12 protein-coding genes and 2 pseudogenes are annotated in these 15,085 nt (G+C 35.8%); 4 read left to right on the top strand and 10 right to left on the bottom strand.

Going from position 1 to position 15,085, the window contains the following annotated elements:
• Positions 1 to 205: 205 nt before the first annotated feature.
• From VB713_RS25175 to VB713_RS25150, 6 genes and pseudogenes are all read right to left on the bottom strand, one after another.
• Positions 206 to 442 (bottom strand): annotated as a pseudogene (locus VB713_RS25175) (ABC transporter ATP-binding protein); the annotation flags it as partial.
• A gap of 13 nt (positions 443 to 455) precedes the next feature.
• A complete protein-coding gene (locus VB713_RS25170; protein WP_323314228.1) occupies positions 456 to 1,115 on the bottom strand; it encodes a DUF2290 domain-containing protein in 660 nt (219 codons plus the stop codon).
• A 2-nt stretch (positions 1,116 to 1,117) separates the two neighbouring features.
• Positions 1,118 to 3,238, bottom strand: a complete 2,121-nt coding sequence (locus VB713_RS25165; RefSeq protein WP_323314227.1) for a DEAD/DEAH box helicase — start codon at positions 3,236 to 3,238, stop codon at positions 1,118 to 1,120.
• A gap of 85 nt (positions 3,239 to 3,323) precedes the next feature.
• Positions 3,324 to 5,048, bottom strand: coding sequence for an ABC transporter ATP-binding protein (locus tag VB713_RS25160; RefSeq protein WP_323314226.1), 1,725 nt, complete (start codon positions 5,046 to 5,048; stop codon positions 3,324 to 3,326).
• A gap of 93 nt (positions 5,049 to 5,141) precedes the next feature.
• Entirely contained in the window at positions 5,142 to 5,765 is a 624-nt protein-coding gene (locus VB713_RS25155; RefSeq protein WP_323314225.1) for an exopolysaccharide biosynthesis protein, read from the bottom strand.
• 88 nt (positions 5,766 to 5,853) lie between these two features.
• Positions 5,854 to 6,459, bottom strand: a complete 606-nt coding sequence (locus VB713_RS25150; RefSeq protein WP_323314224.1) for a DedA family protein — start codon at positions 6,457 to 6,459, stop codon at positions 5,854 to 5,856.
• Positions 6,460 to 6,586: 127 nt separating this feature from the next.
• Between VB713_RS25150 and VB713_RS25145 the strand changes: the two genes are divergently transcribed.
• Positions 6,587 to 7,369: an ABC transporter permease gene (locus VB713_RS25145; protein WP_323314223.1), complete on the top strand. Its 783-nt coding sequence runs from the start codon at positions 6,587 to 6,589 to the stop codon at positions 7,367 to 7,369.
• Between the two features lie 300 nt (positions 7,370 to 7,669).
• On the opposite strand, the gene VB713_RS25140 is transcribed toward VB713_RS25145, so the two are convergent.
• From VB713_RS25140 to VB713_RS25130, 3 genes and pseudogenes are all read right to left on the bottom strand, one after another.
• Positions 7,670 to 7,819 carry a hypothetical protein gene (locus VB713_RS25140; protein WP_323314222.1) on the bottom strand — a complete coding sequence of 50 codons (150 nt, stop codon included), beginning with the start codon at positions 7,817 to 7,819 and terminating at the stop codon, positions 7,670 to 7,672.
• Positions 7,820 to 7,941: 122 nt separating this feature from the next.
• Positions 7,942 to 8,252, bottom strand: a pseudogene (locus VB713_RS25135) (hypothetical protein); the annotation flags it as partial.
• Positions 8,253 to 8,368: 116 nt separating this feature from the next.
• Positions 8,369 to 9,253: a ParA family protein gene (locus VB713_RS25130; protein ID WP_323314221.1), complete on the bottom strand. Its 885-nt coding sequence runs from the start codon at positions 9,251 to 9,253 to the stop codon at positions 8,369 to 8,371.
• Positions 9,254 to 9,516: 263 nt separating this feature from the next.
• On the opposite strand from VB713_RS25130, the gene VB713_RS25125 reads away from it, so the two are divergent.
• Together VB713_RS25125 and VB713_RS25120 are read left to right on the top strand one after the other, a co-directional pair.
• Positions 9,517 to 11,028: an AAA family ATPase gene (locus VB713_RS25125; protein ID WP_323314220.1), complete on the top strand. Its 1,512-nt coding sequence runs from the start codon at positions 9,517 to 9,519 to the stop codon at positions 11,026 to 11,028.
• Positions 11,029 to 11,031: 3 nt separating this feature from the next.
• Entirely contained in the window at positions 11,032 to 11,997 is a 966-nt protein-coding gene (locus VB713_RS25120; RefSeq protein WP_323314219.1) for a hypothetical protein, read from the top strand.
• 36 nt (positions 11,998 to 12,033) lie between these two features.
• On the opposite strand, the gene VB713_RS25115 is transcribed toward VB713_RS25120, so the two are convergent.
• Complete coding sequence (locus tag VB713_RS25115) at positions 12,034 to 12,981, bottom strand: glycosyltransferase family 2 protein (protein ID WP_323314218.1); 948 nt, start codon at positions 12,979 to 12,981, stop codon at positions 12,034 to 12,036.
• Between the two features lie 437 nt (positions 12,982 to 13,418).
• Between VB713_RS25115 and VB713_RS25110 the strand changes: the two genes are divergently transcribed.
• Positions 13,419 to 14,645, top strand: a complete 1,227-nt coding sequence (locus VB713_RS25110) for a glycosyltransferase family 4 protein (RefSeq protein ID WP_323314217.1) — start codon at positions 13,419 to 13,421, stop codon at positions 14,643 to 14,645.
• The last annotated feature ends 440 nt before the right edge of the window (positions 14,646 to 15,085 follow it).

Genomic DNA, 15,085 nt, shown 5'->3' with positions numbered 1-15,085 from the left:
ACGTTACGGTCAGTATGACATAAGTCCAAGTTTGACCCGTTTGCAGTATAAATCATCTATGGGAATTTCTGTCAAATCTGAGGGCAAGAGCAAGCAACGGCTGTAATTAGTGCTTTTCGTGGTGTAGAGTTACCTGCTCATGCCAAAAGAGCGATCGCATCAGGTAACATTAATAAAAATTGATGCAGTAAATTTTTGGAATTATTTAACTAAACTGTTGAGCATAGTAACGGGCATATCTCCCTTCTAAAGTTAAGAGTTCTTCATGATTTCCCGATTCCACTATTTGTCCTTTTTCTAAAACCAAAATGCGATTCCTACGGAGCGCTTCGCTATCGCACTTCCGCACCGTCGATAACCGGTGAGCTATAATTAGCACTGTGCGGTTTTTCATCAATCTTGCTAAAGCCTCTTGTACTAAGGCTTCTGATTCTGAATCTAACAATCAGTATTTATCAATAAATAGCTATATGTAATACTTTTTTCTCTTTAGGAGTTATCGTTTCATTGAAAAGGTTTCTGGAAAAAGAAAAATCTTTTGTAAACTTTCTAAAAGCGGTATTATAAAAACTACGAAGAATAAAGGATATAAAAGTATTTGGTGCAATTGGAGAACAAACAGGTATTCTACAATTTTCAAATTGTCCTAGAGTTAAATGGCATTTCGGGTGATCTAATTCCTGATGGTTATCTGGATCATAATCAAATCTAATTGGTACTGGTAATATATTTTTTGCTATTATATCTGCATATATTTCTTCTGTTTCATAAATTTCAGGATTATTTTGAAACTCTTCTAAAAATGGTGATGGTAAAAATGCAAGTCTATGTGAAACCAATTCGGAATTTTTATAAGTGTACAAAAGTTGTATTAATGCACCATCAAGCATTTTGAAATTGTAGTTTTTACCCTTATCTAATTCCCGATATATATCTTTGTAATCAATATTTTTCAATGCTATTGAAAGATCCTGCATACCAGAATATGCAATCTCATAACTATCTTTACCAACAGCTACACATGACGGAAAATTTTGTCGCCCAGACAAACTCATTTGTATTAGTTTTGTAGTAATAGTCTGAATTTCTTCAAGAATTTTTTGGTGGCTAGTCATTTTTATGAAATAAGGTCTTTTAATTTTTCTATTAGCTCTGGCTGCAAATCTTCTTTTTGTACCGTACCTGCTTCTAAACCTTGAACTAACTCTTTCATATTCCTCTGTTGCTTTGTGATACCTTCGCGTTCTTTAGGATTTATATCTCTATTGATAACATTCATATTTTTTCGCTCATCTTCTGTGGGATAAGTAAATTCGAGAACAAAGTTTCTTCTCTTAACTTCTTCAAATTCTTCTATTAAACCTTTCATATCTTCACCGTAACCTAATACTCTGATCCAAGCTTTGCTTCGTGTAATAGCAGTAAATAAAATATTTCTCTTTTTGGCAAGTTCTGAACCAGAAAAGCATTCATGAGCATTTATAACATATACCATTGCAGCTTCATTTCCTTTTGCTCTATAGATTCCTGTAAAAGTGATTTCTTTATCACCAAAAAAATCATCTAGTGAACTTGCTACTCCAGTCAGTTTAGAGTTAATTCCTCTGTCCTTTAATAAAGCTCTAGGACTTCCAACAGCACTAAGAGTTGTAACTGGGTTACAGTGAATAATCATCATATCATCATACTTTAATTCATCTTGTCTAATATTTTTTTCTATTTCCTTTACTAACCATTCCATTTGCTCGTGGTTATCGTTAAAGGATTTAAATATAATTAAGTCATCAATGACTGAGTGAGATTCTAGAAATTTCGGACTGGTATTTTCATGTCTAGCAAGCTTTACAGGTTTTCCATCTTCTAAATTTCCCTCTTCTATTTCATAGCCAATATCTGTCCACAATCCTGCATTATCAAACATTTGGATTAATCCCCCCTTTCTATATATTCCAAAACCTAATGCGTGAGCAGAAGTTAGCAGTGGACGAGAATTTCTATAGCATTTCTCTAAAATAATATCTTGTTTTGGTTCTCCTGATTTATTTTGAAGTTTAACGTAGGGATTACCATAACTATCATTCCCAAAAATTTCTGCTGGTGACTCCATTGTTTTATTGCTAAGACTTTGTAGTTCATCATAAGCATAAATTAATCTTTTAGGTTGCTTTAAAATTTTGTAACAAAGTTGTAGAAAATGTTTAGAAAAATCTTGCGCTTCATCAATTAATATTGCATCAAAATACTGTTCAAAGCTACTTATTTTACCAAGTGCTTCCTCGCAAACTGCATCAAATTCTTGACCATAGAAACGAGACATTTGCTTGCCAGCATTAAAGTCTCTAAATTCAATATTATGCTTTTTACACACTTCATAATAAATTCCTTCTATTGAAGGATTTCCCCAAGCATGAATGATTTTAACTTTTTCCCAATCTGGTTCATCACCTGTCTGCTCAATAGAAAAAGTGTTAATAAAGTGCTTAAATTGATTTTTCAATGAACGAGTATTAAAGGTGACAGCAATACTCCAGTCAGGATGTTTGGCGTGCAAATATGCAACTTTAAGAGCTAAGACTATGGTTTTACCTGAGCCAGCAAGACCTCTAATCCTCTGGACACCTTCGACAGTTTCAATCACAGCAGCACTTTGATCATGATCTAAATTAGCAATAGAATCTTCAAGCCTCTTGAGTTTTGCACCTCTTGAATCTTCTCGTTTAACATAATTACGCTGGTTTCTTTTTCTAATAGTCGTTATAGCTTGTATGACTGAGTTAAGACGCTCAAAATATTGACTATTTTCCCAATGTTGGAGATTTAAGTATTCTTCTAATTCAGCCTCTTTAGTTACTACGATATAATCTTCTGAAAGATTATTTGGTTTATTACTCAATGTAGGTGCAAATGTGACTACATTTATAGCCACCATTAGTTTCCTTCCTTTATTAAGATTTGTATTTCCTTTAAGTTTAGATTCAAGTTTGTTGAAACTTTCATCCTGTCCGTCTTGTATTATCTTTATGTCAGTATTAGTTCCTTCAATAATGTTAAAAATAACTACGCCATGCTCTTTTGATACTAAAAGAGCATCAATTGGATAAGCACCTTGAGAAGTTCCTATAATTGGATATCCCAGATATAAGCTGCCAGTAATATTGCGTCTACCTTCAAAGTAACTAGCTAGTCTTCTAGATGAAGCTGGCTTGTTATTTACATCACCTCTGATTACATTAACCATATTTTTACCTCTATTATTTTTCAATTTTGAGTAATCGTTCTGTGAAATTTCAGATTTGTAGGTAATTTTCTAACCTGATTCAATTCTAACTAAACTGTTGAGCATAGTAACGGGCATATCTCCCTTCTAAAGTTAAGAGTTCTTCATGATTTCCCGATTCCACTATTTGTCCTTTTTCTAAAACCAAAATGCGATCGCACTTCCGCACCGTCGATAACCTGTGAGCTATAATTAGGACTGTACGGTTTGTCATCAATCTTTCTAAAGCCTCTTGTACTAAGGCTTCTGATTCTGAATCTAACGCAGATGTCGCTTCATCGAGTATCAAAATCTGCGGATTTAATAGTACAGCACGAGCGATCGCAATTCTCTGTCTTTGTCCACCAGATAAATTCACACCACGCTCACCTACCCATGTATTATAACCCTCTGGTAGCTGCTGAATAAATTGATGGGCATTAGCAATTTTCGCTGCTTCTTCAACTAAACTCAGTTCAAAAATTCTTTGTCCAAAAGCGATATTTTGGGCAATTGTGCCTGAAAACATGATAGTTTCTTGGGGAACTATGCCAATTTGTTTCCTGAGACTATTTAATGTCACATCACGAATATTGACACCGTCTATGAAAATATCGCCAACTTCAGGATCATAGAAACGGGGTAAAAGATTGACAAAAGTAGTTTTCCCAGCACCAGAAGCACCCACAAGTGCGATCGCTTGACCGGGCTTTACCAATAAACTAATATTATTTAATACAGGTTCACCACTTTTATAAGCAAAAGTCACATCACGATATTCGACTTTGCCATTTACATTTGGAAGCTTAATTGCATTTGGCTTTTCTAACACCGTTGGTTGAATTGCTAACAACTCAAAAACTCGGTCAACTGATGCCTCACCTTGTTTAAATTCGTTATAGTTATTAGTGGTATGTCCGATAGGATCAATTAACAATGCCGCTGCTGCTAAATAACTGAAAAAAGCTCCTACTGTTAAATTATTTTGAGAAATTTGCCACGTTCCCACCATCAGCAAAGATAAAGCACTCAAAGCTTCTAAAAATCCCACAATGGGAATTTGAATTGCTTTTAATTTTTCTGCTGAATATTTAGCTTTTAAACTGCGTTCTGCTTCATGGCTAAATCTCGCAATTTCATAGTTTTCCGCTGCAAAAGCTTGAATTAATCGAATACCGCTGAATACTTCTGTGAGAATAGCAGATAAATCAGAAACTCGATTTTGACTTCTGAGAGAATATTTCCGTAAACGTTCCCCAAACCAACCAATTAAAATTCCCATAATTGGAGCAACTATCACTGTAGCCAAAGTGAGTTGCCAATTCAAGTAAATCATGTAGATGGGAATTGCTAACAACTGCAAAACGCAAGGTAAAAAATCATGAAAAAGCTTATTGATGACTTCCCCAACCCTGTCCACATCTTCAGTAAGACGGTAAGATAAATCACCAGCTTTTGCAGTTTCAAAATAGCTAAGATTGAGCTTTTGTAAGTGTGTGTAAACCTGTTGACGGAGGTGAAAAGCAATTCTTAAAGCTGCGCGTGCCATGTATAAATCTTGCATAGACTGAAAAAAGCCACGCACAAGAAATACTAAAGCACAGATTCCTGCTAATTGAGCGATCGCTACTACATTACCCTGTCCAAAGGGAACTGCCAATTTACCCGCTATATTAATCAGCGTTAACGTAGCTAATACATATCCTAGAATACCAACAAATCCCTTAGCGACAGTTTCCCATTGGGTGCGGATATAGGGTAGCAGTAACCAATAATTAGAACGTGTTTTCAAGTCTTAACTTCCAAAAAAATATTTTTCCTTTGTTTGACGCTACCAGTTTTTGGGTTGATTTGGTAATGGTTGCGTTCTCTCTCATTCTTTTCCTTACCTACCTAACCAAGTTTTAATAATATCCAGGATACTAGAACCACCCCAGATGAGAGCAAACAGAATTGAGGTAGTTAAAATTGCTCCCATCACACAGAGGACTAAACCACCTAAACTGATAGCACCATCATCTTCTGATAAACCAAAGGCTGTGACGAAGATGCCCATTGCTGGTAAGGTATTGGTTCCAGGGATAGGAATCATCATGGAAATGGCCATGAGAGCGATCGCTATCCCAATAGTCACCCTTCCTGGTAGAGTAGTACAGACATAGGATAGACGTGGACGTGCGATCGCTTCAATCCTACGTAACCAAGGCAGTCCCGCTTTCAAAAATCCTTGAACTGTAGATAGTTGCAGAGGATGATTCAGCATTTTATGAGGTAGCCAAGGAGTTTTCGCACCTGCAATTAACTGTGTAGCCAGAACAAAAATCAAAATTCCAAAAGGAACCGAATAACCAGGTGCAGGAATTGGTAAAGCTGAAGGTAGAGACAAAATCACCAGTAAAAACCCAAAAATCCTTTCTTTAGCTAGTAACAGAATATCTGCCAAAGTTACTTTTTCATCTCTTTCTTCTTCAAAAAAATAGCGTTGTAATTCATTAGATAGTTTAGCCATATATTGTCAGAAAGTATTACAATTTATTCCATTCATACATCAAAAAACAGCATATCTTAAAAGCATGAACTTTAACTAACCGATTTCATCATGATTTATTAGCTCTATTTTCTTGAATTACATGAATAATCGAGGGTAATAAAGAAACAATAATAATTAAACCAATGATTGGTAAAAGATACTTATCTAATTGTTCTGCTGGTAGTGATTTACCTAAAAAGAAACCTAACAGAGTAATTCCAAATGTCCAACCAAAACCACCAATCACATTGTAAGACATAAATGTGCGATAATGCATAGCACCAATTCCTGCTACAATTGGGGCAAAGGTGCGGACAATTGGCATAAATCTTGCTAGAATAATTGTTTTTTTGCCATGCTTTTCATAAAAATCTTGAGTTTTAGTAACGTGTTGTTTATGAAATAACCAAGAATCTTCTTTATTAAACAACTTCCTACCAAATTTATGACCAGTAAAATAGCCGACATTATCCCCCAATACAGCACAAACAAAAGCACCAAAAATTAGCACCCAAATATTTAGTAACTGCTGAGAAGCGACAAATCCTGCCGTAAACAATAAACTATCACCAGGAAGAAAAAAACCAATCAGTAAGCCAGATTCAGCAAAGATAATTCCCCATACCCCAAAATAACCCAATGATTTAATTAATTCTGGTAAATTAAAATGCATGAAATCTAACCTGCTCAGGAAGTTGCATTCAACATCTTAGCGTTCAAAATTTTCAGAAAATAAAAAATAATATTAAAATTATATAAAGTTATTCAAAATTTTGTAGATATTGGTTTATGGGAGCAAAATGCAAAGATATTTAAAAGTACTAAGGTTATTTTGGAGTACTGCTATTGCCGCAGAGATGGAATATCGCATAAATTTCATCTTAGCCGCCCTCACCAGTATAGGCAATCTAGTGGGTAGTCTCTTTGGACTATACCTATTTTACGGTAAAGGTTACACTTTTACAGGTTGGTCATGGGATGCAGCCTTAATAGTTTTAGGAATTTTCACCTTACTCCAAGGCTTTTCTGCCACTTTCCTAGCTCCCAACTTAAACCGCATAGTCCGCCATGTCCAGGAAGGTACATTAGACTTTGTATTATTAAAACCTATCCGCAGTCAGTTTTGGCTTTCTACTCATACCCTATCACCGTGGGGATTACCCGATTTAATTTTTGGCTGTATCATTATTGGCTACGCAGGTAAAAATCTGGGTTTAGGAATCGACAAATATTTACTCAGTATATTACCTTTATTTTGCAGCTTTGTGATTCTTTACAGCCTGTGGTTTATGTTGGGATCTACCACCATTTGGTTCGTTAAAATATACAACGTCACAGAAGTATTACGAGGTTTATTAGAAGCTGGCAGATATCCAATTATAGCTTATCCGGCTGCTTATCGCGTTTTCTTCACTTTTGTTGTTCCAGTGGCATTTTTAACTACAGTTCCAGCACAAGCAATGTTAGGTGAAAGTCAATTAATTTGGTTAATAGGTGCAGTAATATTAGCCGTAACGTTATTTTCACTTTCTACTTGGTTTTGGCGGTTTGCATTACGGTTTTATACTAGTGCATCGAGTTAGTTATAAATTGCGAAGAACCATAGATGTGTATGGTTTTAGCTCGTGCTTTACCCCTACCTATAAAATCAAATGATTAATTCATTTTTAGTATATATTAAAAACGGGTTAAAAGTGTCATTCTGTAGCTTGCTTCCCGTAGGTTACGAAGTGTCCGCATAGCGTGCCGTAGGCTCTAGAATCTCCGAGATACTTCCCTGCACTACGTTATAGTCAGTATGACATAAGTCCAAATTTGACCCGTTTGCAGTATAGTTAAATGTTGGGTTTCCTAACGTCAACCCAACCTACATTGAATCTACATCACAACATATCTAGATTTTCACCCAGTTCCCTTAATCTAGCAGCCAATTTAGCTGCTTTTAATTTAGCTTTCTCCTCTCGTGCAGCAGCAATTTCTGCTTGTTTAGCAGCAGTTTCCGCCTGTTTAGCAGCGGCTTCTCCCGGTAACAAAACTAGATGCGTAACAAACCTTGAAGGTACAAGATGATGTTGCAAGCTGAGATAACTATTGGTAATAGTAAGAAATTTTTGGGATTTTTAGGCGATCGCTTGGGTAACAAAACTATTGAGTTGGAAGGCGCAGTTTGACCACAACGAGTAGCAATAACAGCAAACGTCATAAACTCCAAAATATTACGCTTTTGGGACTTGAGGGTTGTTACCACAGTCAACATCCGAGCTACAAACGTGCTACCAGCCTGAGTTTGAGAACCGAAACTAGTCCGTCGCCCTTCGGGTGATGCCTCCGGCACGCTGGCGCGAACGCCAGTCGCCTACGGAGGGAAACCCTCCTACAGGCTCACCAGATTACGGCTGGACGAATAGCTCTTTCAGCAGCATTATTAGTGGGTTCGACACCAACAGTTGTCACAAACAACCACATCATTTTCTGGTTTTATCTCTTTTAATTCAAAAGATAATACCACTTCACCCCATTCTATTGATTCTTCTAGAAACAAAATTTACCATCTAATTTTCTTCATATCCGTAATTGTAACATTACAACTTCTGCAACAATTCCTGAGTTAACTGCATAAAAGCCTTAGAACCAGCAGTATTTGGACTCAGCAAAGAAACAGGCATAAAACTATCCACAGCCTTAGCCACATTTACATCAACTGGAATTTGTGCTTTACAGATTTTCTCAACACCAAAATCTTCTACAACTCGGTGCATTACCTGTTTATAATATCTACCATTTAATAAATTAGAACTGTACATACTAAAGACAATTCCCAACATCTTGATATCTATCTTTGCTTCATGTTCATGACTGTCTTTTAATTGAGCAATACGTCTTTCTAAGAGTTGAATTCCCACCACAGATAACGGTTCTGGTTTCGCTGGGAGAATATAAAAATCACTTGTAGCTAAAGCACTACGAGTCATAAGATTATAACCAGGAGCGCAATCTAAGAGAATAAAATCATATTCATCACGCACTGGTTTTAGAATATCTCTAATTAAAACTCTTTCAAAGCGATTCCAAATAGTTTCAAAGTCATTTTCACCCAAAGCTACAGATTGATTATGTAGCATTTCCGAAACAACAAATTCATCATATAAATCAATATCACCAGGTAATATATTCAATCCGGGAAGATTACAAACTTGAGGGTAAATAATATCATGAATCGTCAATTTAGCATCAGGATCAGGGTTAATAATTTCATCTATTAAATACCGAAAAGTTTTTCTTTGTTTGCGACGTTTCGCAAATTCTACAGGGGACATAAGACTGAGTGTGGCACTAATTTGACTATCTAAATCTAAAACAAGTACCTTTTTCCCGTGATTTTTTGCTAAACAAGTAGCGATATTGACCGTGAGCGTAGTTTTACCCACACCACCTTTCATATTTGCAGTTGCAATTACATATCCCATTGGTTAATTCCTCTGCTGACAGATTCCCATTCAGGTAGCGTATATATTATCTGATAGATTGCAACTTTCGCTAATTTAGTCTTTTGGAAGATGTGAAAAAGTTCTTTTAGCGAATTTGGTCGCTTCAGGCAGTCAGATTATAACAGTGATGTACCTCTCACTAGACAGTAGACTTGCGTATTACAACCAATATTACATTTTACTGATAGTAGGGGCAAAAATTTTTACATCAGAGGCATGATCATATATAATTGGAAAATTGGATGCCTCTCGGTATTAGTATGATTACTGATTATGGTTCTAAGCTGCAAAATATTTTTCAAGCGATTACCTCGAATAGTAACGAATCTGATGTAGAGCAAAAGGTTATAGTTCCTCTATTGCGTATCCTTGGTTACAGCAGTGAAGATTGGCAGTCTCAAGTAGTAGTTCTACAATCTAAGCTTGACTTCTTAGTAGGTCAACCAGACTTAGTTTTAATAAAACCAGCTTATTTAGTTATCGAAGTAAAAGCACCTAATAAAAATATTGCCCACAGTGTTTGGCAAATTAATAACTATATACGTCGAACTGGTGCTGTTCTTGGTCTATTAACCAACGGCTATGAATTTCGTATATTTTATAACTATGAAGAAAAGATCACGACAATTTGCGAATATTCACAAATTATGTTGGTTAATGAAAATAGTTTTTTTTACAGAATTTTATCCAAAAACACTTATTTAGCATTCAATGCTAGTTTATACAAAAATCAACAAAAGGTTCGATTGAACTTTTTTAATTTAATCTCAAAAGCAGTGGAGCAAGAAGATATGTTGCGCTTATTTCAGAAAGGTAAGAGTTCTCCCATCCAAATACAAAAACCCAGTGAAAAGAAACCATTAATACCAGAAACTACAGAAGAACGAAAAGCAATGATTATTACTGTATTTAATAACAAAGGTGGAGTAGGTAAAACTACAACAACTATTAACCTTGCCGCTGCTCTTAATAAGTTGGGTAAGCGGGTTTTGCTAATTGATATTGATGCTCAGGCTAACCTAACAATGGGATTAGGAATAGATCCTTTAGATGATGTGGAACAGCAAGGTAAGAAAGATATTACCCATCTCCTGACTGAACCAAGAACTAGTGTAGAAGATACAGTTATTCATAAACAATGGGATGATGTTGAACTAGATATTATTCCATCTCATATTCGTTTGAGTGATATGGAAGCAACACTAGTTAATACACCTGATATTGATCGTGTATTAGAAAAGAAACTTAGGAAATGTCGTAATAAGTACGATTATGTTTTAATTGATCCACCGCCATCATTTGGTAAAGCTAATACTATTTCATTAATGGCTTCATCAGGAGTATTGATACCTACCCAGTTAGCGCCTTACCCAATTAGAGCATTAGAATATGTTATTAAAAGAGCCTTTGCTGTTGAGGAAACTAAGGATGAAACTTTGCCAATTTTAGGTATTGCAGTCAGTATGTATAATAGAGCAGCACCTAAAATAGCTGAAAATATGAAACAACAAATTTCCGAGGTTATAGCTAAGGTGTCTAATGGTAAAAATGTAGAATTATTTCCTCGAGATACATGGATTCCCAACCTGAGTATAGTTGCAAATACACCTAATAAAGGATATCCGCTTTGTTTTGCAGAGTTTGATAATGAATTAAGTTCTAAAGATAAAGAATCTGCACAAGATTCTTTTGTATGCTATACCCAATTAGCCAAACATTTGATTTCTGTTACTAAACATAAATATCAGGAGTAAAACATGGACGCAGCAGAACGCCATGCTCGCATTGTTGATTATTTACGCATTAAGCCAATTTCCCACGGACAAATTTACACTTTCCAGATTGCTGTACCAGCATCTGAAATTGTAGAAGTTTCTTTGGAAAAGCAAAACTATTTAAAGAACAGTCTTACTCAACAAGGTACTAACTTAATTCCTTTAATTGTGCGTCGTACCGAAGCATATACTGAAGAAGAAGAGTATGAAGTTGTCTATGGTGCTGATTGGTGTTTGGTTGCTAAAGAACTTGACATAGAGAAACTTTGGGTTTGGGTATTTGATCTGACTGATGAACAAGCTGTAGTCGCTAAACAAGAAATGCAACAGTTGCTTGGTAATATAAGTCCTGATATAAAAATTGAACCTCAAGAAATAAATATTGGTAGTTTAATTGAGCAAAAACTGAAACCAATTTATGCAATGATAAACCAATTAGTTTCTAATCCTGCTCGTAATGGAGTAAAGTATGATTATGATGATAGTTTGAGAGTAATTGAAAGTAGAATTGAAAATTTATTATCTGCTTTTGAAACAGTTACTACATTTCTTGAAAAAGTTCCATCTAGTTCTCCTATTAATATAGAAAAATCGCATTCCACTGAAAATATAAATGTAATTGAAAGTAGACTAGACCATCTTTTAGCTGCTGTTGAAAAACTTACTAATCTGGTTGAAAAACTTATACCTCCGCCACCTCCACAAAAGTTGAACTTATTAACAGCAACAGATGACGAAATTAAGAGTGCTTTAAAAGAGGCTAAAGTAAATAATGATAATTACATAAAAGGAGTATTAGACGCGATTAAATATTGGCAACAATCAGGTAGAACTTTAACCTGGGACAATCTTCAAAAATCAACTAAATCTGGACAGCATAAGATTAAAAACTTTGCAAATGGGACTTACCAAAAGCTAAAAGATGTCGCAGATATACGCATGGAATAGTTAATCTTCTCGTACTTTGCGCCTTTGCGCGAAACATCACCCCCGCACTTGGCGCAAAATATTAAACCCCCAACCCCTTAACCCAAGAGGTAAAATAGATAAACCTAAACCAGTCCAAGCCTTAGCAGCAGAACAAGACTTACCAGCCAAAACTAACTCTCTTCCCTTTTGAGTCTCACCCTTTTCAATCAAACGCAAACCTAAAAATAACTGCGATTCGGCTAGACGATTTTTCCTAACCTTCTCTAACTTCTCAAACTCAAACTTATAACTTTCTAAATAGCGGATTTTATCATACAAATAAGGAATAGCTCGATTAATACCTTGCTGTTCTGCATGAACTCGATATTCCATCAAAAATTCTGGTAAATAATAACCCTTTTTCCCTGCCAAAGCTAACCGCACAAATAAATCATTATCTTCACAATTTTGCCAATTAGGCATCATAAAACCTAATTCTTGCAAAGTTTGCCGGCGAAACAAAGTCGCCCCAATTTGAAAACTTTGGCGCACAAATACAACTTCTAATAAATTATCTACCATCCCTGCTGGTAAATGCTTCCTACCCCAACGGTGAGAATTTTCTTGAGTTGCTTCCTCATCTCGAATGTTATTAATATCAATGATCCAATGATCTGTACCTACAAAATCAAGACTAGAATCTTTTTCTAAAATCGCCGCAGTCTGTAATAAAAAATCAGGTGTTAAGCGATCATCATCATCAAATTTAATAAAATATTTACCGCTGGCTGCATCAAAGCCAGAACGCATATTATTACTTTTGCCAATATTCTGTAGATGACGAATATATTTAATACGGTTATCTGTATATTTTGACATTAATTCTGGTGTGTCATCACTAGAACCGTCATCACAAATAATTAATTCAAAGTCTTGCTCAGATTGATTGAGAACACTTTCAATTGCGAAAGGTAGGAGTTGAACGCGATTAAAAGTAGGGATACAAACAGTAATTTTAGCCATATATTTAAAAATAGATTTTTTTACTTTAATTAATAGTTTTTTGTAACAATCTATTGGCTTTGGTCAAATTATTAAAAAACTTTGGGTTTTAGAGGATATTTGAAAAGTCGATGAAAGGTATAATTCGTCATTCTGTTCGCGGAGCGTGGCGTTAGCCATGTGGAACAAAGTGGAGTGAAGAATCCTGATTTTGCCTTAAATTATGAGATGCTTCACTACGCTGGCGCTTCGTTCAGCATGACATTTTATACTTTTAAAACACCCTCTTAGAAATGATTAATCATAGACAACATCATTAGCAAGAATGTAAATACCGAAAAATTATATGTCACAAATCTTTTGTCCGATTAAAATGACATCCAGCTTCAACCCAAAGCTATTGTAGTATATTATGTTAGTGTTTTACTGAGTAAAATACCAAACTTCACGTCACGTTTATGAAAATCCTGATGCTATCTTCAACCTTTCCCTATCCACCAACGCGGGGGGGAACGCAGGTAAGAACTTTTAATTTACTGAAGTATCTCAGTCAACGCCATCATATTACTTTAGTAACTCAGCGTGAGTCTGATGTGACAGATGCTGAAATAGCGGGTTTACGAGATTGCGTAGATAACCTAGTTGTTTTTGAACGTCCCCCAGATGGGGGAATAACAGCAGGATTACTAGAAAAAATCAAGAGGTTGGGGACATTTTTGCTAAAAGGAACACCCCCAAGTGTCCTCAACCGCTACTCAGTCGAGATGCAACAATGGGTTGATAACTTTGTTGAAGCTGGTAAATGTGATGTAATTACCTGTGAACATAGCGTCAATGAAATTTATATTCGTCCCCATTTTAAAAATTCCGTTAAAACCCTTGTTAATGTTCATAGTTCTGTTTATGGTACTTGTTTAAATCAGTTAGTAACTGGTACATCTGAAAATAAATTTAGAGATAAAATTAATCTGCCTTTATTGCGTCGTTATGAGCAAAATTATTGCGCTAAATTCTCGAATATTGTAGTGACAACAGCGGAAGATAAACAACAACTGCAACAGTTTAATTCTAACGCTGGAATTGCTGTTATTCCCAATGGTGTAGACTTGGTCACTTTTCCTAATCGTCTCACAGATCCGGGAGGACATCGAATAATTTTTATCGGGGCAATGGATAATTTAGCAAATATTGATTCTGTCTGTTTTTTTAGCAATGAAGTGTTACCAGAAATTCAAAAAAAATATCCACATACAATATTTGATATTGTCGGTTCTCGTCCTGTTCCAGAAGTTTTAGCACTCAAAGATAAACCAGGTATTAATGTGGTTGGACCTGTACCTTCAATGGCAGAATATTTGCATAAATCGACAATTTGCGTTGTCCCAATGCGGACAGGATTTGGTATAAAAAATAAAACTTTAGAAGCAATGGCTGCCGGTATACCGATTGTTGGGAGCGATCGCGGTTTAGAAGGACTAGCTGTAGATGCTCAAACAACCCCACTACGGGCATTACGCGCCAATCAACCCGCAGAATATATAGCTGCTATTTCTCAACTTTTTGAACAGCCAGAACTCCGATTTCAACTCTCTGTTAACGGTAGACAATTTGTAGAAACCGAATTCACTTGGGAAATTGCCGGTCAACACTATGAGCAAATCTGTCAAGGAAAAGCGTCAGCGTAGTTACGCAGACATAACTGCAATTTCTCAAATAATTAAAGAAATTGGGGCGCTCCTCAACGCCCCATCTATGCAATCAAATCTAGTGTTAGCCAATCATCCGAGGTTTTGGCAATTTGGCAGACAAAATTTTTCCGTTACCGTTTTAATGGAAATATCAACAAAAAGAACGAGACAGTTAAGGATCGTTCCGAGGGAAAGATTGCCGTCTACCCTCAGAACTTACACTTAGTCGCCAGTTGTTGATGAAGCACTGTACAACACCCCTAATGTTGCAGCAGTTCATTGATAACGCTTTGTCGTCGCTTCACCACAACTGGCTAAAAATCCCACAGGCAATATATAAACATTTAAGCAGTTCATCCAATGGATACCTCGATTTTTTGAGTAAAGAACTGAATTGTATTCATGACCATTTTTTTGCTTGGCGTTGTTTGATTTTG

Source organism: Anabaena cylindrica UHCC 0172 (genome assembly GCF_034931625.1).
In the GTDB taxonomy this organism is placed as follows: Bacteria; Cyanobacteriota; Cyanobacteriia; order Cyanobacteriales; family Nostocaceae; genus Anabaena; species Anabaena cylindrica_A.
This window is presented reverse-complemented; position numbering and strand designations above follow the sequence as displayed.

Excerpts from the sequence above, each read along its gene's own strand:
- VB713_RS25150 (WP_323314224.1), bottom strand. The coding sequence starts at position 6,459 with ATGCATTTTAATTTACCAGAATTAATTAAATCATTGGGTTATTTTGGG.
- VB713_RS25155 (WP_323314225.1), bottom strand. The coding sequence starts at position 5,765 with ATGGCTAAACTATCTAATGAATTACAACGCTATTTTTTTGAAGAAGAA.
- VB713_RS25120 (WP_323314219.1), top strand. The coding sequence starts at position 11,032 with ATGGACGCAGCAGAACGCCATGCTCGCATTGTTGATTATTTACGCATT.
- VB713_RS25145 (WP_323314223.1), top strand. The coding sequence starts at position 6,587 with ATGCAAAGATATTTAAAAGTACTAAGGTTATTTTGGAGTACTGCTATT.
- VB713_RS25125 (WP_323314220.1), top strand. The coding sequence starts at position 9,517 with ATGCCTCTCGGTATTAGTATGATTACTGATTATGGTTCTAAGCTGCAA.
- VB713_RS25110 (WP_323314217.1), top strand. The coding sequence starts at position 13,419 with ATGAAAATCCTGATGCTATCTTCAACCTTTCCCTATCCACCAACGCGG.
- VB713_RS25115 (WP_323314218.1), bottom strand. The coding sequence starts at position 12,981 with ATGGCTAAAATTACTGTTTGTATCCCTACTTTTAATCGCGTTCAACTC.
- VB713_RS25165 (WP_323314227.1), bottom strand. The coding sequence starts at position 3,238 with ATGGTTAATGTAATCAGAGGTGATGTAAATAACAAGCCAGCTTCATCT.
- VB713_RS25130 (WP_323314221.1), bottom strand. The coding sequence starts at position 9,253 with ATGGGATATGTAATTGCAACTGCAAATATGAAAGGTGGTGTGGGTAAA.
- VB713_RS25170 (WP_323314228.1), bottom strand. The coding sequence starts at position 1,115 with ATGACTAGCCACCAAAAAATTCTTGAAGAAATTCAGACTATTACTACA.